General features: G+C 59.8%; 22 protein-coding genes. 11 read left to right on the top strand and 11 right to left on the bottom strand.

The window, feature by feature from the left end; genetic code table 11:
* Positions 1-16 precede the first annotated feature (16 nt).
* Both ACA066_RS19170 and ACA066_RS19165 read right to left on the bottom strand, forming a co-directional pair.
* Positions 17-2,521: an ABC transporter permease gene (locus ACA066_RS19170; protein ID WP_497696199.1), complete on the bottom strand. Its 2,505-nt coding sequence runs from the start codon at positions 2,519-2,521 to the stop codon at positions 17-19.
* Complete coding sequence (locus ACA066_RS19165; protein ID WP_497696198.1) at positions 2,521-3,204, bottom strand: ABC transporter ATP-binding protein; 684 nt, start codon at positions 3,202-3,204, stop codon at positions 2,521-2,523. The genes ACA066_RS19170 and ACA066_RS19165 overlap by 1 nt, the downstream gene beginning before the upstream one ends.
* Before the next feature lie 10 nt (positions 3,205-3,214).
* Between ACA066_RS19165 and ACA066_RS19160 the strand changes: the two genes are divergently transcribed.
* The 3 genes from ACA066_RS19160 to ACA066_RS19150 all read left to right on the top strand — a co-directional run bounded on the left by ACA066_RS19160 (position 3,215) and on the right by ACA066_RS19150 (position 5,239).
* Positions 3,215-3,820, top strand: a complete 606-nt coding sequence (locus ACA066_RS19160; RefSeq protein WP_497696197.1) for an arylesterase — start codon at positions 3,215-3,217, stop codon at positions 3,818-3,820.
* 56 nt (positions 3,821-3,876) lie between these two features.
* Complete coding sequence (locus tag ACA066_RS19155; protein WP_003226812.1) at positions 3,877-4,170, top strand: hypothetical protein; 294 nt, start codon at positions 3,877-3,879, stop codon at positions 4,168-4,170.
* Positions 4,171-4,267: 97 nt separating this feature from the next.
* Positions 4,268-5,239 (top strand): L,D-transpeptidase family protein, encoded by a 972-nt coding sequence (locus tag ACA066_RS19150; RefSeq protein WP_497696196.1) that lies wholly within the window; start codon positions 4,268-4,270, stop codon positions 5,237-5,239.
* A gap of 124 nt (positions 5,240-5,363) precedes the next feature.
* On the opposite strand, the gene oprI is transcribed toward ACA066_RS19150, so the two are convergent.
* Positions 5,364-5,615: an outer membrane lipoprotei OprI gene (gene oprI, locus ACA066_RS19145; protein WP_002553018.1), complete on the bottom strand. Its 252-nt coding sequence runs from the start codon at positions 5,613-5,615 to the stop codon at positions 5,364-5,366.
* Positions 5,616-6,258: 643 nt separating this feature from the next.
* Here oprI and ACA066_RS19140 point away from each other — a divergent pair.
* The gene (locus tag ACA066_RS19140; protein WP_008057026.1) at positions 6,259-6,546 is read left to right on the top strand and encodes a GNAT family N-acetyltransferase; all 288 of its coding nucleotides are present in this window, start codon (positions 6,259-6,261) and stop codon (positions 6,544-6,546) included.
* A gap of 63 nt (positions 6,547-6,609) precedes the next feature.
* Here ACA066_RS19140 and ACA066_RS19135 read toward each other — a convergent pair whose 3' ends face one another.
* Together ACA066_RS19135 and ACA066_RS19130 are read right to left on the bottom strand one after the other, a co-directional pair.
* Positions 6,610-7,686: a 3-deoxy-7-phosphoheptulonate synthase gene (locus ACA066_RS19135; RefSeq protein ID WP_017339811.1), complete on the bottom strand. Its 1,077-nt coding sequence runs from the start codon at positions 7,684-7,686 to the stop codon at positions 6,610-6,612.
* A gap of 162 nt (positions 7,687-7,848) precedes the next feature.
* The gene (locus tag ACA066_RS19130) at positions 7,849-8,292 is read right to left on the bottom strand and encodes a PilZ domain-containing protein (RefSeq protein WP_497696195.1); all 444 of its coding nucleotides are present in this window, start codon (positions 8,290-8,292) and stop codon (positions 7,849-7,851) included.
* Between ACA066_RS19130 and ACA066_RS19125 the strand changes: the two genes are divergently transcribed.
* From ACA066_RS19125 to cysB, 5 genes are all read left to right on the top strand, one after another.
* Positions 8,291-8,677 carry a thioredoxin family protein gene (locus tag ACA066_RS19125; RefSeq protein ID WP_497696194.1) on the top strand — a complete coding sequence of 129 codons (387 nt, stop codon included), beginning with the start codon at positions 8,291-8,293 and terminating at the stop codon, positions 8,675-8,677. The two genes, ACA066_RS19130 and ACA066_RS19125, sit on opposite strands and share 2 nt — an antisense overlap.
* Positions 8,674-9,630, top strand: a complete 957-nt coding sequence (locus ACA066_RS19120; RefSeq protein ID WP_497696193.1) for a putative 2-dehydropantoate 2-reductase — start codon at positions 8,674-8,676, stop codon at positions 9,628-9,630. The genes ACA066_RS19125 and ACA066_RS19120 overlap by 4 nt, the downstream gene beginning before the upstream one ends.
* A 25-nt stretch (positions 9,631-9,655) precedes the next feature.
* The gene (locus ACA066_RS19115; protein WP_497696192.1) at positions 9,656-10,561 is read left to right on the top strand and encodes a 5'-nucleotidase; all 906 of its coding nucleotides are present in this window, start codon (positions 9,656-9,658) and stop codon (positions 10,559-10,561) included.
* Between the two features lie 94 nt (positions 10,562-10,655).
* Entirely contained in the window at positions 10,656-11,159 is a 504-nt protein-coding gene (locus ACA066_RS19110) for a universal stress protein (RefSeq protein ID WP_214377315.1), read from the top strand.
* A gap of 273 nt (positions 11,160-11,432) precedes the next feature.
* Positions 11,433-12,407: an HTH-type transcriptional regulator CysB gene (gene cysB, locus ACA066_RS19105; protein WP_497696191.1), complete on the top strand. Its 975-nt coding sequence runs from the start codon at positions 11,433-11,435 to the stop codon at positions 12,405-12,407.
* A gap of 9 nt (positions 12,408-12,416) precedes the next feature.
* On the opposite strand, the gene ACA066_RS19100 is transcribed toward cysB, so the two are convergent.
* Both ACA066_RS19100 and ACA066_RS19095 read right to left on the bottom strand, forming a co-directional pair.
* Complete coding sequence (locus tag ACA066_RS19100; protein WP_497696190.1) at positions 12,417-12,899, bottom strand: GreA/GreB family elongation factor; 483 nt, start codon at positions 12,897-12,899, stop codon at positions 12,417-12,419.
* A gap of 2 nt (positions 12,900-12,901) precedes the next feature.
* Positions 12,902-13,312, bottom strand: a complete 411-nt coding sequence (locus ACA066_RS19095) for a hypothetical protein (protein WP_497696189.1) — start codon at positions 13,310-13,312, stop codon at positions 12,902-12,904.
* A gap of 133 nt (positions 13,313-13,445) precedes the next feature.
* Here ACA066_RS19095 and earP point away from each other — a divergent pair, with 133 nt between their 5' ends.
* Both earP and ACA066_RS19085 read left to right on the top strand, forming a co-directional pair.
* Positions 13,446-14,588, top strand: a complete 1,143-nt coding sequence (gene earP, locus ACA066_RS19090; RefSeq protein ID WP_497699919.1) for an elongation factor P maturation arginine rhamnosyltransferase EarP — start codon at positions 13,446-13,448, stop codon at positions 14,586-14,588.
* A gap of 48 nt (positions 14,589-14,636) precedes the next feature.
* Complete coding sequence (locus ACA066_RS19085) at positions 14,637-15,206, top strand: elongation factor P (protein WP_007943632.1); 570 nt, start codon at positions 14,637-14,639, stop codon at positions 15,204-15,206.
* 180 nt (positions 15,207-15,386) lie between these two features.
* Here the strand turns inward: ACA066_RS19085 and ACA066_RS19080 are convergent, their stop codons facing one another.
* The 4 genes from ACA066_RS19080 to ACA066_RS19065 all read right to left on the bottom strand — a co-directional run bounded on the left by ACA066_RS19080 (position 15,387) and on the right by ACA066_RS19065 (position 18,704).
* On the bottom strand, positions 15,387-16,403 hold the full coding sequence (locus ACA066_RS19080) for an alpha/beta hydrolase (protein WP_497696188.1): 1,017 nt from the start codon (positions 16,401-16,403) through the stop codon (positions 15,387-15,389).
* 32 nt (positions 16,404-16,435) lie between these two features.
* A complete protein-coding gene (locus ACA066_RS19075) occupies positions 16,436-16,855 on the bottom strand; it encodes an organic hydroperoxide resistance protein (protein WP_497696187.1) in 420 nt (139 codons plus the stop codon).
* A 361-nt stretch (positions 16,856-17,216) separates the two neighbouring features.
* Entirely contained in the window at positions 17,217-17,678 is a 462-nt protein-coding gene (locus tag ACA066_RS19070; RefSeq protein ID WP_497699918.1) for a MarR family winged helix-turn-helix transcriptional regulator, read from the bottom strand.
* A 69-nt stretch (positions 17,679-17,747) separates the two neighbouring features.
* A complete protein-coding gene (locus tag ACA066_RS19065) occupies positions 17,748-18,704 on the bottom strand; it encodes a LysR family transcriptional regulator (RefSeq protein ID WP_497696186.1) in 957 nt (318 codons plus the stop codon).
* Between the last annotated feature and the right edge of the window lie 16 nt (positions 18,705-18,720).

Here is an 18,720-nt window from a genome sequence, read left to right as displayed (position 1 = left end):
AGAAGGCTTGAGTCTATCAACCCTCGCGCAACACTGTCAGGGGGCTGGCGTTCAAGGCCCGACGGGTGCCGAACACACCGGCACCGCCGATCAGCGCAGCGCCGATCAATGGCAGTACCAACAGCCATGGATGCGGGTGCCATGGCAGATCGAACGCGTAACGGTACAGCACCATGCTCACCAGTTCCGAACCCAGCGCTGCCAGCAATCCGCTGACCGCGCCGAGCAGGCCGAACTCGATTCGCCGGGCCTTGACCAGCAATTGTCGCTCGGCCCCCAGCGCTCGCAACAATGCGCCTTGACGGATGCGTTCATCCAGCGTCGCTTGCAGACCCGAGAACAACACTGCCATCCCCGCCGCCAGCACGAACAACAGCACATATTCCACCGCCAGGGTGACCTGGGCGAGGATGCTGCGCAGTTGCTCCAGCAAGGCTTCGACTTGCAGGATGGTCACCGCCGGAAAGGCGCGGGACAGGTCGACAATCTGCTGATCATGACCAGCCGCCAGATAGAAGCTGGTCAGGTAAGTCGCCGGTAAATCCTTCAATGTCCCTGGTTGGAAGATCATGAAGAAGTTCGGCTGGAAGTTGTCCCAGTTGATCTCCCGCAGGCTGGTGACTTTCGCTTCGCGATTGACCCCGCCGACGGTAAACACCATGTGATCGCCCAGCTTGAGCTTCAGGCTTTCGGCGACTTTGCCTTCTACCGACACGCCGGGAATGTCATCCGCTGGCTGTTCGCTCCACCAGTTTCCCGCCGTGAGCTTGTTGCCCGCTGGCAGGTCCGCCGCCCAGGTCAGGCTCAGGTCGCGCTGGATCGCCCGATCTCCGGCCGAATCCTTGCTGACGATCTCCTGCACCGGCTCGCCGTTGATGCTGATCAACCGTCCCGGCACCACCGGGTACAGCGGCGCCGATTGCGCCGACAGTTCGATCAGGCGATCGGTGAAGGCCTGTTTGTCTGCCGGCAGGATGTTCAGCGCGAAATAGTTCGGCGCATTTTTCGGCAACTGGTTTTGCCAGGTGTCGAGCAACTCACCGCGCAGCAAGGCGATCAACGCCATGGACAGCAGAATCAAACCGAAGGCCAGCGATTGGCCTGCCGCCGCCAGTGGATGACGCAGCAATTGACCCAACCCGAGACGCCACGGCAACGCAGCGCGCGCGAGCATCCGGCGCAGGCTTTTCAGAAGCAGCAACAGCAAGCCACCCAACATCAGCGCCGCAATCACGCCACCGCCGAGCAGGGCGAAGGTCAGCAACAGGTCCAGGCTCAGGCGCCACATGATCAGCCCGAGAGCGCCCAATGCCGCGCCGTAGACCATCCAGGTGCTGGAAGGAATCGGCAGCATGTCACGGCGCAAAACCCGCAATGGCGGAACCCGGCCCAGCGCCGCGAGGGGCGGCAAGGCAAAACCGGCCAGCGCCACCAACCCGGTGCCGATCCCGGCGATGGCCGGAAACAGGCCCCCTGGTGGAACGTCGGTTGGCAACAAATCATGCAGCAGCGCGAACAGGCCGAGCTGAGCCAGCAAGCCAATCAACGCGCCGCTGATGCTGGCCAACAGTCCAAGTACCGTCAGCTGCAAACTGAACAGGACCATGGTTTCCCGACGGGATAACCCCAGGCAGCGCAACAACGCGCTGGCATCGAAGCGACGGGTGGCGAAACGCGTCGCCGACAGCGCCACCGCGACTCCGGACAACAGGACCGCCACCAGACTCGCCATGTTCAAGTAACGTTCGGCCTTGCCCAGAGCGCCACCAATCTGCCGGTTGCCATCGCGGGCATCCTGGATGCGCTGGTTGGCGGCGAGGCCGGGTTTGATCAGTTGGCGATAGGTTTCCAGCGCTTCGGCGTTGCCGCGCCAGAGTTCGCGGTAACTGACGCGGCTGCCGGGTTGCACCACGCCGGTGGCGGCGAGGTCGCTGAGGTTGATCAGCACGCGCGGCGTCAGGCTGTAGAAATTGCCGGCGCGATCCGGTTCGTAAGTCAGCACTCGCGCGAGTTTCAGAGTGCGCATGCCGACGTCGATGCTGTCGCCGATCTTCAGGTCCAGTGCGGTCAGCAGTCGTGCCTCGACCCAGGCCTCACCGGGTTTCGGTCCTCCCCCGAGCTCTTCCGGAGCGAAGGGCGCGGGGGCGCTTTTCAGTTCGCCGCGCAGGGGATAGACATCGTCGGCGGCTTTGATACTGGACAGCTGAATGCCGTTGTCGGTGGCGATGACGCTGGAGAACTCCACCACCTGTGCATGTTCAAGGCCCAACTCCGTACCACTTTTGATCTGTTCGGGTCGCGCCGGTGAACTGCCCTCAAGCAGCAGATCGGCGCCAAGGAATTCGGTGGCGCGCAGCATCATGGCGCCATTCAGGCGGGCGCCGAAGTAACCGATGGCGGTACTCGCCGCCACCGCCACCAGCAAGGCGAAGAACAACACCCGCAACTCGCCGGCGCGAGCATCGCGCAGCAGTTGGCGGATGGCGAGACTGAACAGGCGCAACAGCGGCAGGCGTGCCATCAGGGCTCCAGAGGGGCGACCAGCAGGCCGGCTTCAAGTCGGATCAGGCGCCGGCAGCGATGGGCCAGGCGTTCATCGTGGGTCACCAGCACCAGCGTCGTGCCGCGCTCTTTGTTCAAGTCGAACAGCAAGTCGCTGATGCGCTCGCCGGTGTGGCTGTCGAGGTTGCCGGTGGGTTCGTCGGCGAACAACACGTCGGGCTCGGCGGCAAACGCACGGGCAATCGCCACGCGCTGCTGTTCGCCACCGGAGAGCTGGCGTGGCGAGTGGGTCAGGCGCTGGCCGAGGCCGACCCTTCGCAGCAGTTCGGTGGCACGCTCGCGGGCGTCTTTGCGGCCATCAAGTTCCAGCGGCAGCATGACGTTTTCCAGGGCGTTGAGACTGTCGAGCAACTGAAATGATTGAAAGACAAAACCGACGTGTTCGGCGCGAATTCGCGCGCGTTGATCTTCATCGAGATTGCTCAGGCCCTGGCCGGCGAGGGTGACTTCGCCGCTGCTCGGCAGGTCGAGGCCGGCGAGCAGACCGAGGAGGGTGGATTTGCCGGAACCGGACGCGCCAACGATGGCCAGGCTGTCGCCCTTGTTCAGTTCCAGGCTGAGTTCGTGCAGGATAGTCAGTTCACCTTCCGCGCTGGGAACCACTTTGCTGAGGTTCTTCGCGGTGAGAATGCTTGCGCCCATGGAGAATCCGATGCGTGTGTGGTTTTTGAGTGCTGGCCTGGCCCTGATGTGCATGGCCCAGAACGCAGCGGCGGGTACAGTCCTGATCGTTGGCGATAGTATCAGCGCCGGTTTCGGACTGGATACCCGCGTTGGGTGGGTCTCGTTGCTTGAGCAACGGCTCAAGCGCGAAGGTTTCGACGATAAGGTGGTCAACGCATCCATCAGCGGCGACACCAGCGCCGGAGGCCAGGCGCGCCTGCCTGCGCTGCTTGCAGAGCATAAGCCTGAGCTGGTGATCCTCGAATTGGGAGGCAATGACGGGCTACGCGGATTGCTGCCAACGCAATTGCAACAAAACCTTGCAGCGATGATCGACAGCTCCCGCGCCAGTGGGGCGAAGGTGCTGCTGCTCGGCATGCAACTGCCACCCAACTACGGCGCGCGTTACACCAAGGCTTTCGCCGAGGTGTACAGCAACGTCGCCACCGAGAAAAAAATTCCGCTGGTGCCGTTTTTTCTCGACGGCGTGGGCGGTCATCCAGACCTGATGCAGGCCGACGGCTTGCACCCCGCTGCGGGGGCTCAGGACAAGTTGCTGGAAAATGTCTGGCCGACACTGAAGCCGTTGCTTTGACGCTTTTCTAGCGGCGGCGTTTCGGCTAAGGTGGCGCCCCCGATTTGGAGCCCCCGATGCCGCGTCCCGCCTGGTCACTTTTTGCCTACCAACTGATCGAGCCTGACGAACAGCTGGATCTGTTCGCCTGCCAGGAAGTGCGGGTACATCTGGTGACCCGTCAGCTGGAACTGGGTGGCTCGGCCGATCGAACCCTGTGCGGCAGCCTGCTTCCGGCGCAGCCGCGCTGGTCGAGCGTCGACCGCCGCGTTTTCCAGGACCAGCGCCTTTGCTCGCTGTGCCGGGCGATCCTGGAGTCGCAGAAACGCGGTACTTCGCCGATCTGGCCAGAGCTGCGCTTCGAGCTTTGATGCAATAAAGATAGCGTGCTATCGGCCAACTCCCCGAATTTACGGACGTCGGTGTACAATCCCGTTCTTACCCCTGACCATGCGAAGGATTTTCCGGATGTTGCCGCGCTTTCCTGCCGTCACCCGCTGCCTGTCTCTTGCCGCCCTTTGTGTGGCAGGCCCCGTAGCAGCATTGGAGTTGCCCCTGCCACCGCCCGGTGAAGACATCATCGGCCAGGTTCAGGTCATCAAGGCCAAATACGAAGACACCTTCGCCGACCTTGGCACCACTTACGATCTGGGTTACTCGGAAATGGTCGCGGCCAACCCTGGCGTCGATGCATGGCTGCCGGGCGCCGGTACCGAAATCGTGCTGCCGACGCGCTTCATCCTGCCGCCAGGACCACGTGAAGGTATCGTCATCAACCTGGCCGAATACCGTCTCTATTACTATCCGAAAGGCCGGAATGTGGTTTACACCTTCCCGCTGGGCATCGGTCGCGAGGGTTGGGGTTCACCGATCGCTCACACCACCATCACGGCCAAGACGCCGAACCCGACCTGGACGCCTCCAGCCTCGATCAAGGCCGAGCACCTTGCAGACGGTGATCCGTTGCCAAACGTCGTGCCGGCCGGCCCGGACAACCCGCTGGGGCCGTTCAAATTCAACCTGGGCACGCCGGGTTACCTGATCCACGGCTCGAACAAGAAGTTCGGCATTGGCATGCGCACCAGCCACGGTTGCTTCCGCATGTTCAACAACAATGTGCTGGAGATGGCGGGCATGGTGCCGGTAGGCACGTCGGTGCGCATTATCAGCGACCCGTACAAGTTCGGTGTCAGTGGCGGCAAGGTGTATCTGGAAGCGCACACGCCGCTGGACGACAAGGGCAACCCTTCTGTGGTCGACAAACACACCGCGGTGATCAACGCGATGCTCAAGCGTGAGGACATCACCAACAACCTGCGCATGAACTGGGATGTGGTCCGCGACGTGGTTGCCGCCGAAGATGGTCTGCCGGTGGAAATCGGAGTGCCGAATTCCTCGGCGCCGATGGTGACGAGTGCGCCGATCGACCCGTTGCAGTAATGCTTGAAAGGAACCCGCCGATGCTGACCGCGTCGGCGGGTTTTTTATTGCCTGTACGAAATAGCGGGCAATAAAAAAGCCGACCCAAAAAATGGGTCGGCTTGATAACAATCCCGAAGGATTATTACTTGCGGCTAGCTTTGTCCAGCATGCGCAGAGCACGCTCGTTAGCTTCGTCAGCAGTCTGTTGTGCTTTTTGAGCAGCAGCCAGAGCTTCATCAGCTTTACGGTAAGCTTCGTCTGCACGAGCCTGGGAGCGAGCAGCTGCGTCTTCAGTAGCGGTCAGACGTGCTTCGGTTTCTTTCGATACGCTGCTGCAACCGGTAGCCAGAACTGCGGCCAGAGCCAGAGCAGAGAATTTCAGAACGTTGTTCATCGTGTTCCCCTTCAAGGACTTTCTATTAAGTAGCTGTCTCCTCAGAGTGAGGAAATAGCCGGCGTACATACTACCCATTACTTGTCGTAAGTAAACTGACGTAAAGCAAGAAGCAAAAAAAATTGTAGGCGTTGATTCTTTTTCGAGCAACTTTTACTTGCATTTGATTAAAAAATATCCAGCTGCAAGGCCCGCGCTGAGCGAGTTGGCACGAAAAAGTTCCCGACGGCCGCGAGTGTTTTCGCGGTCTTGGCTAAAGTCTGTCTACATGGATTCGTCTACACTTTTGTTCGGGATTTGCGGTGCACCTCTCATATCTTTCTCCTAGTTGAGGTGACTTAAAAGAAGGGCGCTCGTCTTAAGTCTCAACATCCGGCAATGTTCAGGCGATCGACCACCCGGGATCTTCGGTCGAGCCGCCCCTGCGTAACCCCGGAGCAGCACCTGCCCAACCTTGCATGATGACGAGCGTACCTTGAGCATTTTCTGCCAATGGTGCCTACTATTTGATACGTGCTCGGTTGCGCGAGATCGGTGCAGTTCTTCTCGGTGTCCATTCAGGCACGGGGTGGCGTAGATGTTCCTTCGCCGGAAAAACATCGGTAAGGTAGGGGTCAGAATCAAAGACCCGCGAGGAGTAGTGATGAGTGAGGCGTTGTCCATCCACCATGACCAGGCTGGTCATCAGTTCGAGACCAATGTGGACGGTCATCGTGCCTACCTGACCTATATGGATCTCGGGAAACAGACCCTGGATATCTATCGCACATTCGTGCCCAATGCCTTGCGTGGTCGCGGCATTGCGGCAGCCTTGACCGAGAAGGCGCTGGAATACGCCGAGGAGATGGGCTACACCGTCATTCCTTCGTGTTCCTACGTGGAGCGCTACATGGAACGTCACCAGCGGCATGCGGCCAAGCTGAGCCAGTAAAACGAATGCATAAAAAAACGCCGGGTTTATAGCCCGGCGTTTTTTTTGTGCGCTGAAAAGGGATCAGGTGCGAGCGCGTTTCGGCAGCACGTCCTTGAGCTTGGCATGCATGCTGCGCAAGGTGTTTTCGGTAGCGGACCAGTCGATGCAGGCATCGGTGATCGACACGCCGTATTGCAGGTCGGCGAGGTCTTTCGGGATGGCCTGGCAGCCCCAGTTCAGGTGACTTTCGACCATCAGGCCGATGATCGACTGGTTGCCTTCGAGGATCTGGTTGGCGACGTTCTCCATTACCAGCGGTTGCAGTGCCGGGTCCTTGTTGGAGTTGGCGTGGCTGCAATCGACCATGATGTTCGGCTTGATCTTCGCCTTGTTCAGCGCCTGCTCGCACAGTGCGACGCTGACCGAATCGTAGTTCGGCTTGCCGTTGCCGCCGCGCAATACGACGTGACCGTAGGCATTGCCCTTGGTGGTGACGATCGACACGCCGCCTTCCTGGTTGATCCCCAGGAAACGATGCGGGCTGGAAACCGATTGCAGGGCGTTGATCGCCACCGTCAGGCCGCCGTCGGTGCCGTTCTTGAAGCCGACGGCCGAAGACAGGCCGGAGGCCATTTCACGGTGAGTCTGGGATTCAGTGGTGCGCGCGCCGATGGCCGACCAGCTGATCAGGTCCTGCAGATACTGCGGGGAGATCGGGTCGAGGGCTTCGGTAGCGGTTGGCAGGCCCATCTCGGCCAGGTCCAGCAACAGCTGACGACCGATGTGCAGACCGTCCTGAATCTTGAAGGAGTCGTCCAGGTACGGGTCGTTGATCAAGCCTTTCCAGCCGACGGTGGTGCGTGGCTTCTCGAAATACACGCGCATGACCAGATACAAGGTATCGGACACTTCCGCAGCCAGTACCTTCAGGCGCTCGGCGTATTCGTGGGCAGCCTTGATGTCGTGGATCGAGCACGGCCCGATGACGACAAACAGGCGGTGGTCGGTGCCATCCAGGATGTTGCGAATGACTTCGCGACCCTTGGTGACGGTGCGCAGGGCAGCGTCGCTCAGAGGAATATCACGCTTGAGCTGGTCGGGAGTGATCAGCGTCTCGTTGGAGGCGACGTTTAGGTCGTTGATCGGTAAATCAGCCATCGTTTACTCGTCAGGTCACGGGTGCCGGCCGCCAGCGAACCCGCGCGGCGGAGCACAGCAAATTAAGCGCGTCGGGGAGCGGAACCTTAGCGCGTTACACCGTGGCTCGACAATGGGCAGACAGCGGTTTAAGGGGCATTCGCAACGAATTGATAACGTCCCTTAATCCAGCACCGCCTGTGCAAATGCCCTGCGAACCGTGTCGTGGGAGAACTCGTCGGCGTGTTGCTGGACCCATTCGAGGGCCAGCGCCTGGGTTTCCTGCAGGTCGTCGTGGGCGTCATGCTGGCGACAATAACGTTCGATCTGGCACACCTGTTCGCCCATTCGGGCACTGAACATCATCTGCTCGTCGACAAAGGCAATGCCCACCAGATAACCGTGTTTGCGTCGCAGGCACCAGGCTACATAGCCCAGAAAACGCAAATCGGGGTTCAAGGTCGGTATGCGAACTTCCAGCGCCGTACCGTGGCGCCAGGCGCGGTGGTAATTGCAAGCCATGCCCCCGAGGCTGATAGTGTGCAGCTGTTGTCGTGAAATACACTCAGGTTTGAGCAACGTTAATTCGACGGGTACATCGTCAGGATGAGGAATAAAACGTCCCATGAGCACGGACTCCATGTGTCGGCCATCTGACATTGTTTCCCCCAGTATAGTGGTCGAATCGGAACTGACCGATTTCGACGCCGACCAACGGTTGCTGGCGATGAGCGGGGTGTCGCTGGTTATATTCACCAGCGTCGGCTGCGCCAGCTGCCGTTTTGCCCGTGAGCAATTGCCGAGGCTCGATCTGCAGGTCGACCGCTTGTGCTGGATCGATGCCGGGGACAATGGCGGGGTGGTCGAGCGTTATCAGGTCTTTCATTTGCCGGCGCTGTTTGTGGTGCGCGACGGTGAGTTTTTCGGAGCACTTGAATCGCGCCTGACCAGCACCGAGCTCAATGCGGCCGTGGGTCAGGCGCTGACCAGAACAGCAGAGGAGTTGCCATGACGGGTGCAGTTGCCAGGCCGACCATCGGTATTATCGGAACCGGTGCGATCGGTGGTTTCTACGGGTTGATGCTGGCGCGTGCCGGTTTCGACGTGCATTTTCTGTTGCGCAGCGAATTTTCAGCGGTGGCCGAGCGCGGGTTGCAACTCGACAGCGCGGTGCATGGTGCGCTGACGTTGAATCCGGTTCAGGCCTATTCGTCGGCCGAAGACATGCCGCCCTGCGACTGGTTGCTGGTGGGCGCGAAGACCACCAGCAATGCCGGTCTGGCGCCGGCGATCATTCAAGCGGCGGCACCGAACGCCAAGGTGCTGTTGCTGCAAAACGGCCTGGATGTCGAAGACAGTCTGCGAGCCTTGCTCCCGGATTCCCTGCACCTGCTCGGCGGGCTTTGCCTGATCTGCGTCCATCGCACCGGCCCGGGTGCGATCACTCATCAGGCCCTTGGCGCGGTGAACGTCGGCTACCACAGTGGCCCCGCCGCCGATGAACAGGTGCGCATGGCGATTGTCGAGGAAGGCGCCGGGTTGTTCCGCAGCGCCGGCATCGACTCCCAGGCCATGCCGAACCTGCACCAGGCACGCTGGCAGAAACTGGTCTGGAATATCCCTTACAACGGCCTGTCGGTTCTGCTCGGTGCAGGCACCACACCGTTGATGGCCGATGCCGACAGCCGGGAACTGATCAAGGCCTTGATGGCCGAAGTGGTTCAGGGCGCCAAGGCCTGCGGTCACGACATGCCGGCCGGTTACGCCGACTATCTGTTCATGATGACCGAGAAAATGCCGGACTACTGGCCGAGCATGTACCACGATTTTCTGCACAAGCGACCGCTGGAACTGGCGGCGATTTACGCCCGGCCACTGGCGGCAGCCAAGGCCGCCGGTTGCGAATTGCCGCGAATCGAAGCGTTGTATCGCAGTTTGAGTTTTATCGATCGACGGAACACCTGAGTCGATCAACCCGAGGGGGAAGGGCATGGCAAAGACGATTGACGACAAACTGGTGCTGGCGATTTCTTCGCGCGCGCTGTTCGACCTGAGCGAAAGCCACAAGGTTTACCTGTCGAGCGGCGTCGAGGCCTATCGGCAATATCAGATCGAACACGAAGACGAAATCCTCGAACCCGGTGATGCCTTCCCGCTGGTGGAAAAACTCCTCAGCCTCAATACCAGCCTCGGCCGCGCCAGGGTCGAGGTGATCCTGGTGTCGCGTAACAGCGCCGACACCGGGCTGCGGGTGTTCAACTCGATTCACCATTACGGGCTGGCGATCTCCCGTGCGGCGTTTGTCGGTGGGCGCAGTCCGTACCCGTATCTCAAGGCTTTTGGTTGCGACCTGTTTCTGTCGACCCACGCCGAAGACGTGCGCAGTGCGCTGGATGCCGGTTTCGCTGCAGCGACCATTCTGTCGGGCGGCGCCAGCCGTGCTGCGAGCGATGAATTGCGGATTGCCTTCGACGGTGACGCGGTGCTGTTTTCCGACGAGTCGGAGCGTGTTTATCAGGCGGGCGGCCTGGAAGCGTTTCAGGCCAGCGAACGCGAAAGCGCCCGCGAGCCACTGCGCGGTGGGCCGTTCAAAGGCTTTCTCGCGGCGCTCAATCTGTTGCAGCGCGAATTTCCGGAGGACGCCTGTCCGATCCGCACCGCGCTGGTCACCGCCCGTTCGGCGCCCGCCCATGAGCGGGTGATCCGCACGTTGCGCGAGTGGGACATTCGCCTGGATGAGTCGTTGTTCCTCGGCGGCCTGACCAAATCCGCTTTCCTCGAAGCCTTTGCCGCCGACGTGTTTTTCGACGATCAGGCCGGCCATTGCGAGTTGGCCCGCGAGGTGGTCGCTACCGGCCATGTACCCCATGGCATAAGCAACGAGCAAAAGGTTTAAGCCCGCCGTTCAACGCGTTACGCGGGCCGTCGTACTCGCCAAGGCACTGCTAAGCTGAATCAATCTCCGCCATGTTGGCACTCGAGGAGGTCATATGATTCGTTCGATGCTCTATGCCACTGACCTCGGCCTGTACGCCCCTTTGGTGATGCAGCATGCCCTGGCGCTGGCTCGAACATTCAATGCCGACTTGTATGTGGTGCACGCCGTGGAACCCATGGGGCTGTTTGCCGAATCAGTGCTGCAGAGTTACCTCGATGAGCAGGCGCTGAACGAATTTCACAGTCAGGGCTTGAACACGGTGATCGCCAGTATCGAGCAGCGCGTGCTCGACAGCTTTCGTGAAGAACTGGGGGATGAAGGGGAGCAGGACCTGGAAAGGATACAAGCGGTGCGGGTGCTTCAGGGCGATCCGTCGCAGGTGATTCTCGACCAGGCGCAGAAACTCTCCGTGGATTTGTTGATCGTAGGTAGTCATAGCCATGGTGCTGGCGCGGAAACGCCTTTGGGCAGGACCGCAGCGCGGGTGTTGCAGTTGGCTCGGGTCCCGGTCTATCTGGTGCCGCTGGTGGAACGCCGTCGCCAGGGAGACCGCTAGTGTCCTGCCTCGCAAATACTGTTCCTCTTTTGACGGCGTCTGTTTCTGCCATGCTGCGTTGCCGCTCCTCGCCATAGCGGGCTATGACTCGTCGCGGCGCCTTGCCTGGCAGCAACAGCCATTCGTCAAAAGAGAAACGTATTCACGAGGCAGGACACAGAACACAAATAGTGGCGTTTTGATAAAAAAGTTCTAGATTTATTCTTCAAACCATTAATATAGTTATATACCGTCGCTGATGCCCGTGGCGTCTACCTGCTTTGAGGGATTCATATGAAGCTTCAACAACTGCGCTACATCTGGGAAGTGGCGCACCACGACCTCAACGTTTCCGCTACAGCCCAAAGCCTTTACACCTCGCAACCAGGTATCAGCAAGCAGATCCGTCTGCTGGAAGACGAATTGGGCGTCGAGGTTTTTGCTCGCAGCGGCAAGCACCTGACCCGCGTCACCCCGGCCGGCGAGCGCATCATCACCACCGCCGGTGAGATCCTGCGCAAGGTTGAAAGCATCAAGCAGATCGCCCAGGAATTCTCCAACGAGAAGAAAGGCACCCTGTCGATCGCCACCACGCACACCCAGGCACGTTATGCATTGCCGCCGGTGATCAGCAATTTCATCAAGCAATACCCGGACGTTGCGCTGCACATGCACCAGGGTTCGCCGATGCAGATCGCCGAAATGGCCGCTGACGGCACCGTCGATTTCGCCATCGCCACCGAAGCCCTTGAGCTGTTCGGTGACCTGGTAATGATGCCGTGCTACCGCTGGAACCGCTGCGTGGTCGTGCCTCAGGGCCATCCGCTGACCAAGCTGTCGCAGTTGACCCTTGAAGCGCTGGCCGAATACCCGATCGTGACGTACGTGTTCGGTTTCACCGGCCGTTCGAAACTCGACGAAGCGTTCAGCCATCGCGGCCTGACGCCGAAAGTGGTGTTCACCGCGGCCGACGCCGACGTGATCAAGACCTACGTGCGATTGGGTCTGGGTGTGGGCATCGTGGCGAAAATGGCGGTCGATACCAAACTCGACAATGACCTGGTGGTGCTCGACGCCAGCGAATTGTTCGAATCCAGCATCACCAAAATCGGTTTCCGTCGTGGCACCTTCCTGCGTGGCTTCATGTGCGACTTCATCGAGAAGTTCGCCCCGCACCTGACCCGCGAAGTCATGGCCAAAGCCATTCAGTGCCACAACAAGCAGGAACTGGAAGAGCTGTTCGACGGCGTCGAACTGCCCGTTCATTAATCTCCGGTTTCAGATCACCTCGGTGACAGAAAACTGTTGCCGAGCGCCCGCCACCAGAATCTCCACCTCATCCCCTTCGAACTTGCCCAGCAGGCTTTTGCCCAGCGGTGAGCGAGGGGTGATGACGGTAATCCATTGCCCCACCAGATCGACCTTCAAGCCCGCTGCGTCGGGGGCCAGAAACAGCCATTGTTCACGACCCTTTTCGTCTTCCAGACCCAGCAGGGCGCCGACATCGATGCCGCGCTGATCGTCGTAAGGCCGCAGCGTCAGGTTCTGGCACAGCGCCAGCGATTGCCTGATTTCCTCGACCCGTTTCGCCTGCCCGGCCGCCAGGTATGACGCCTCCAGTCCCAGTGTGTCGTACTTGTTTTCGGCGATGTTTTCTTCGTGGGTCGCCGTTTCGTACGCGGTTTGCGCGGCACGTTCGGCGATGTCGAGGTCGACACGCAGCTTGTCGAGAATCAGTTGGTGGACAGTCTGTTTATTCATGATCAATCGCAGAATTGCAGGACGTTGGCGCGGCTCTTTTCGCTTGGCGCGGTCTGGTCCTGTTGCAGCCAGAACTGGCATTTCGGATTGGCCAGATTGCGGCTGGTGCTGCGCGCCTGATCCAGTCGTTGCTGCTGCTCGTTCTTGCGCAGGTTCTCTTCGTATTGATCGAACAGCGGGCTCTGCGGCGGAATATCCGGCACTGGTTGCGCGACCACGGGTGGTTTCGCCAGTTGCTCTATCGCTTGCGCGACCGGCGCCAATTGCTCGCTGAACAACAGTCGGGAAGCGAGCCAGCAGGTCAGCGCGATGGCGAGGAATCCCAGCCACAAGCCGAGGGCAATGCTGCCGGTCAGTTGCAGGGCGTTGAGCTGAATCGGCAAGGGGCGGCGCGGGTTGGGGCGGTAGGGCATGACTGCCTCCTGGCGGGTGGTCGCGGGCGAGTGGCGATTGTCGCATGAAGATTAATCGCCGTCGGCTCTTCTGCACGGAGTAATTTATGCGGACAATCGGCGCCTTTGCCAACGGGAGCCTGGAATGCCTGAAATGTCTCAAATGAAAACCCGCTGGGATATTTTTTGCGCCGTGGTCGACAACTTTGGCGATATCGGCGTGACCTGGCGCCTGGCCCGACAACTGGTCACCGAGCATTCGCTGGAGGTGCGTTTGTGGGTCGACGACTTGCGGGCCTTCGAGCGACTCTGTCCGCAGATCGACATCCATGTCGCGCAACAATGGCAGGACGGTGTCGAAGTCCGGCAATGGCCCGCCGACTGGTTACCCACCGACGCCGCCGATGTAGTGATCGCCGCATTCGCCTGCCAACTGCCGAGCATCTACATGGACGCCATGGCCGCTCGGGAAAAGCCGCCACTGTGGATGAACCTTGATTACCTGAGTGCCGAAGACTGGGTCATCGGCTGCCATGGTTTGCCGTCGGTGAAATACAAAAGCGTGCAGAAGTACTTTTTCTTTCCGGGTTTCCAGAAGGGCACCGGTGGCTTGCTGCGTGAAAGCGGATTGCTCGAGCGGCGCCGGCAATTTCAGCAGAGCCCCGAGGCTCAGCGAAAATTCCTGCAAGGGTTAGGGATTGATCGCGCACAAGGTGCGCAGCTGATCTCGCTGTTTGCCTATGAGAATACCGGCCTGGCAAGTTGGCTGGAGGTGATGGCCGCCGATTCGGCGCCCACCCATCTGTTGGTGCCCGAAGGCCGGATTCTGGGTGATGTCGAGCGGTGGCTCGGTGTCGACGGATTGGCGGCGGGTGCCGTGCATGTGCGCGAGGCCTTGACCGTGCAAGTGCTGCCGTTCGTCCGACAGGAGCAATACGATCACCTGCTCTGGTGCTGCGATTTCAACGCCGTGCGCGGCGAAGATTCGTTTGTCCGCGCCCAGTGGGCGGGCCGGCCACTGCTCTGGCACATCTATCGGCAGGACGAAGACATTCACCTGGACAAGCTCGAAGCCTTCCTGACGCTGTACACAAAAGGCCTGTCTGCGCCTGCCCGCGAGGCGATCAGCGGTCTTTGGCGTGCGTGGAATGCCGGGCATGATATGTCCGGTCACTGGCTGACGACTCGTAAACACTGGCCGGAACTGCAAAAACATGCCGAAGCGTGGTGTCTGGAACAAGCCTTGCAGGCAGATCTTGCCGCGGCGCTGGTACAGTTTTACCTAAATTGGATATGATGCGCGGCCTAGATTTTTGTAAATCCCATCCAAATTCGGATATTCGCAATGAAAACTGGTAAAGAACTGAAACCCGGTACCGTGATCCGTCTCGAAAACGATCCTTGGCTGGTTCAGAAAGCTGAATTCACCAAATCTGGTCGTAACAGCGCGATCATGAAGACCAAGCTGAAAAACCTGCTGACCGGCTACAAGACCGAGATCGTTTACAGCGCCGACGACAAACTGGACGACGTAATCCTCGACCGCAAAGAAGCGACCCTGTCCTTCATCAGCGGCGACACCTACACGTTCATGGACACCACCGACTACACCATGTACGAACTGAACGCTGAAGACATCGAAGCCGTTCTGCCTTTCGTTGAAGAAGGCATGACCGATGTTTGCGAAGCGATCTTCTTCGAAGAGCGTCTGGTTTCCGTAGAACTGCCGACCACTATCGTGCGTCAGGTTGACTACACCGAAGGTTCCGCTCGCGGCGACACTTCCGGCAAGGTGATGAAGCCTGCCAAACTGAAGAACGGTACCGAACTGTCGGTTGCTGACTTCATCGAAATCGGCGACATGATCGAGATCGATACCCGCGAAGGCGGTTCCTACAAAGGCCGTGCCAAATAAGCACCGCTTCAGGAATGAAAAAGCCCGACCATTGAGTCGGGCTTTTTTGTGCCTGGCAGAAATGCAGCAGGCATTCGCTGACTGGAACATTGCGCGGACCTTGTAGGAGCCCGGCTTGCCGGCGATGGCGTCCTCGAGATCGCTATCGCCGGCAAGCCGGGCTCCTACAGGGTGGAAGTGTTATTTCTTCAGGTGTTGCTTGAGCTCTTCGGACGCTTGCAACATCGCCGAACGCACCGCTGGCACCTGGCTCACCACATTCAGCAAACCGTAGTCGTGAATCATGCCGTTGTAGCGAACCGCCGTCACCGGCACACCGGCCTCGTCGAGTTTGCGGGCGTAGGCCTCACCTTCATCGCGCAGCACATCGGCGCCGGCCGTCTGCACCAGCGCAGGTGGCAAGCCTTTGAGTTGGGCAGTGGTCGCCCGCAGTGGCGAAGCGTAGATCTCGTTACGTTGGTTGGCGTCGGTGGTGTAGTTGTCCCAGAACCACTTCATCATGTTTTTGGTAAGGAAGTGCCCCTCGGCAAACTGGTTGTAAGACGCCGTTTCAAAGTTTGCGTCCGTCACCGGCCACAGCAGCACCTGGAACTTGATTGCCGGGGTGCCTTTGTCTTTGGCCATCAGTGCAACCACGGCCGCCATGTTGCCGCCGACGCTGTTACCGGCCACGGCCAGACGCTTGCCGTCGACGTTGATTTCTTTACCGTGCTCAGCCACCCACTTGGTCGCGGCGTAAGCCTGGTTGATTGCCACCGGGTAATGCGCTTCCGGCGACGGGGTGTAATTGACGAACACCGCCGCCGCACCCGAACCCGTGACCAGATCCCGAACCAGGCGTTCGTGGGTCGGGAAATCCCCCAGCACCCAGCCGCCGCCGTGAAAGAACATGAACACCGGCAGCTCGCCTTTGACCCCGGCCGGCCGGACGATGGTCAGGCTGATCGGTTGGCCGTCGACTTGAATGGTCTTCTGGCTGACATCCGCTTTTGGCAGCGTCAATTTCACCCCGGCTTGCGCGCCGACCAAAATGGCCCGGGCATCTTTCGGTGAAAGCTGTTCCATCGGTTTGCCGGTGCCGGCATTCAGCACATCGAGGAACGCCTGGGTGTTGTGCTCAACCCCGTCGCCCGCGAATGCACTGTGGATGGACAGGGCGAGAAGGGTACCGGTCAAGACTTTGCTGAAAGTGTTCATGTTCGTTTCCTGTTCGGTCTTGGAGTCAGCAGTTAGACGGTAACGTGCAGGCGCACATCGACGTTGCCACGGGTGGCGTTGGAGTACGGGCAGACCTGGTGGGCAGCGTCGACCAGGGATTGCGCATCGGCTTGTTCAAGACCTGGCAGGCTGACGTGCAGGTCGATGTCCAGACCGAAACCACCAGGAATCTGACCGATGCCGACATGGGCGGTGATCGATGCGTCGGTCGGGATGCTGCGTTTGGTCTGGCTGGCGACGAATTTCAGCGCGCCGATGAAGCAGGCCGAGTAACCGGCGGCGAACAGTTGTTCAGGGTTGGTGGCAGCGCCGCCAGCACCACCGAGTTCTTTCGGGGTGGCGAGTTTGACGTCGAGGATGTTGTCGCTGGAAACCGCACGACCGTCACGGCCGCCAGTGGAGGTTGCGATTGCGGTGTAGAGAGTTTGCATGATGTAAGCCTCGTTCGGGTCTGGGTGTTTTGCGCTAAATGTTTGCGCGCTAAGTAAGTGCGAAGTAAATGTATCGCGCTAATATTTAGTGCGCAAGATAAATTTTGAAAAAATCGCGAAAAGGAGAGAGGAGTGTGGAGGGAGTGGTAGCGAAACAGTCGATCCAGAGCTGTCGAAGCAGGTTTTCCGGCGAAGATTTTTTTCAGAAGAGGGTGAAGTCGAGCACTGGCAGCAGGAACACCGAAGTCTTGTAGGAGCAAGCTTGCTCGCGATGGCGTCGTCTCAGCCCCATCATCGCTGAATGACACACCGCGATCGCGAGCAAGCTTGCTCCTACAAGGGATCTACGGTGTCTGGAAGATTAGAGGCTGTCTTGCAGATTACTACGCAGCACTTGCAGCTCCGCCTGCAATTTCTGCAGTCTCTCCAGCGTCATCCCGCTGGCGCCGAGGATGCACTGGGGAACTCCGCGAGCCTTTTCCCGCAAGGTGCGACCCTGTTCGGTGAGTTCGACAATCACCACTCGTTCGTCTTCGCGGCTGCGGGTGCGGCTGAGCAAGCCTTCGGCTTCCAGGCGTTTGAGCAGTGGCGTCAGTGAGCCAGGATCGGTCAGCAGGCGCGTGCTGATTTCGCCTACGGTCAAACCGTCCTGTTCCCACAACACCATCATCGCCAGGTATTGCGGATAGGTCAGGCCCAGCGCTTGCAGCAGTGGCTTGTAGACCTTGGTCATCAGCAGCGAGGTGGAGTGCAGGGCGAAGCAGGCCTGATTATCCAGCAGCAGGGCGTCGCAGTTATCGGAGATGTTGCGCTCGGTGTTCATTTCGAAGCCTTGATCAGTGATCGTCATAAATCTAGCGGGCGAATCTTTAATGCGCCAGACAATTCTGGACTAGTGCCGGTCCAGGTTGGTTTGCAGTGCCAGGTCCCAAGGCGGAATCGGACTGAAGCGGGTTTTCAGGTATTCCAGCAACAAACGACTGCGGGAATTGGGTTGTTGCTCCAGGCGCAAGGCATAGATGCCGGTGGTTTCCGGTGGTGGCAGGCCGCTCTCGCAAAACAGAGGCAGCAACTCGCCACGCAACAAATATTCGCTGGCCAGCCAGGTCGGCAGATGCGCGACACCCAGCCCGGCCAGCGCGCCGCAGACCAGCGCTTCGGCATTGTTGGCGCTCATGCGGATGCGCGACGGACGGTGCAGGTACATTTGCCCATCCCGCTCGAAACGCCAGGCGAAGGGCGGGGCGAGGCCATCCCAGTCGAGGCCGTCGTGTTCAATCAACTGCGCCGGGTCGGTCGGTACGCCGCGACGCTTCAGATAGTCGGGGCTGGCGCAGGCAATGCGCACCATGCTCGCCAGCGGCGTGGCCACCAGGCGGGTATCGGCCATTTGCCCGGCACGCAGCACCAGATCAACCTTGCCCAGGTTCAAACCCTGCATGTCGACAAAACTGTCGATCAGGTGCAATTGCACGTCGAGGCCGGGGTAGAGCATCAGAAAATCAGCGATCACCGGCGCCAGATGCCGCCGGCCGAACGCGGCGGGCGCGTCGATCCGGATCAGGCCTTCCGGCGCGCTGCTCAGGGACACCGCTTCGGCCCGCGCCAGTTGCAGTTCCGCCACAATCCGCCGCGCACGTTCGGCGAACGCCAACCCGGCGGGCGTCGCACGCACTGCATGGGTACTGCGGATAAACAACTGGCTGCCGACGGCGTTTTCCAGGCTGTCGATGCGCCGCGCCACAGCCGACGGTGTCATCGGATGACGGCGGGAGGCGGCGGAGAAACTGCCGGTTTCCAGTACATCGAGGAACAGAGCCAGTTGGTCGGTCAATTGATTGGGGTTCATGGTGTCATCAGTGCTT

It is taken from the genome of Pseudomonas sp. LBUM1651 (assembly GCF_059716135.1).
The sequence above is the reverse complement of the archived record's forward strand: the minus strand, read 5'-3'. Positions and strand labels throughout refer to the sequence as shown.

What these genes read in the sequence shown, in the direction of transcription:
- ACA066_RS19170 (WP_497696199.1), bottom strand. Translation starts at nt 2,521, where the DNA reads ATGGCACGCCTGCCGCTGTTGCGCCTGTTCAGTCTCGCCATCCGCCAA.
- ACA066_RS19165 (WP_497696198.1), bottom strand. Translation starts at nt 3,204, where the DNA reads ATGGGCGCAAGCATTCTCACCGCGAAGAACCTCAGCAAAGTGGTTCCC.
- ACA066_RS19160 (WP_497696197.1), top strand. Translation starts at nt 3,215, where the DNA reads ATGCGTGTGTGGTTTTTGAGTGCTGGCCTGGCCCTGATGTGCATGGCC.
- ACA066_RS19155 (WP_003226812.1), top strand. Translation starts at nt 3,877, where the DNA reads ATGCCGCGTCCCGCCTGGTCACTTTTTGCCTACCAACTGATCGAGCCT.
- ACA066_RS19150 (WP_497696196.1), top strand. Translation starts at nt 4,268, where the DNA reads ATGTTGCCGCGCTTTCCTGCCGTCACCCGCTGCCTGTCTCTTGCCGCC.
- oprI (WP_002553018.1), bottom strand. Translation starts at nt 5,615, where the DNA reads ATGAACAACGTTCTGAAATTCTCTGCTCTGGCTCTGGCCGCAGTTCTG.
- ACA066_RS19140 (WP_008057026.1), top strand. Translation starts at nt 6,259, where the DNA reads ATGAGTGAGGCGTTGTCCATCCACCATGACCAGGCTGGTCATCAGTTC.
- ACA066_RS19135 (WP_017339811.1), bottom strand. Translation starts at nt 7,686, where the DNA reads ATGGCTGATTTACCGATCAACGACCTAAACGTCGCCTCCAACGAGACG.
- ACA066_RS19125 (WP_497696194.1), top strand. Translation starts at nt 8,291, where the DNA reads ATGAGCACGGACTCCATGTGTCGGCCATCTGACATTGTTTCCCCCAGT.
- ACA066_RS19130 (WP_497696195.1), bottom strand. Translation starts at nt 8,292, where the DNA reads ATGGGACGTTTTATTCCTCATCCTGACGATGTACCCGTCGAATTAACG.
- ACA066_RS19120 (WP_497696193.1), top strand. Translation starts at nt 8,674, where the DNA reads ATGACGGGTGCAGTTGCCAGGCCGACCATCGGTATTATCGGAACCGGT.
- ACA066_RS19115 (WP_497696192.1), top strand. Translation starts at nt 9,656, where the DNA reads ATGGCAAAGACGATTGACGACAAACTGGTGCTGGCGATTTCTTCGCGC.
- ACA066_RS19110 (WP_214377315.1), top strand. Translation starts at nt 10,656, where the DNA reads ATGATTCGTTCGATGCTCTATGCCACTGACCTCGGCCTGTACGCCCCT.
- cysB (WP_497696191.1), top strand. Translation starts at nt 11,433, where the DNA reads ATGAAGCTTCAACAACTGCGCTACATCTGGGAAGTGGCGCACCACGAC.
- ACA066_RS19100 (WP_497696190.1), bottom strand. Translation starts at nt 12,899, where the DNA reads ATGAATAAACAGACTGTCCACCAACTGATTCTCGACAAGCTGCGTGTC.
- ACA066_RS19095 (WP_497696189.1), bottom strand. Translation starts at nt 13,312, where the DNA reads ATGCCCTACCGCCCCAACCCGCGCCGCCCCTTGCCGATTCAGCTCAAC.
- earP (WP_497699919.1), top strand. Translation starts at nt 13,446, where the DNA reads ATGTCTCAAATGAAAACCCGCTGGGATATTTTTTGCGCCGTGGTCGAC.
- ACA066_RS19085 (WP_007943632.1), top strand. Translation starts at nt 14,637, where the DNA reads ATGAAAACTGGTAAAGAACTGAAACCCGGTACCGTGATCCGTCTCGAA.
- ACA066_RS19080 (WP_497696188.1), bottom strand. Translation starts at nt 16,403, where the DNA reads ATGAACACTTTCAGCAAAGTCTTGACCGGTACCCTTCTCGCCCTGTCC.
- ACA066_RS19075 (WP_497696187.1), bottom strand. Translation starts at nt 16,855, where the DNA reads ATGCAAACTCTCTACACCGCAATCGCAACCTCCACTGGCGGCCGTGAC.
- ACA066_RS19070 (WP_497699918.1), bottom strand. Translation starts at nt 17,678, where the DNA reads ATGAACACCGAGCGCAACATCTCCGATAACTGCGACGCCCTGCTGCTG.
- ACA066_RS19065 (WP_497696186.1), bottom strand. Translation starts at nt 18,704, where the DNA reads ATGAACCCCAATCAATTGACCGACCAACTGGCTCTGTTCCTCGATGTA.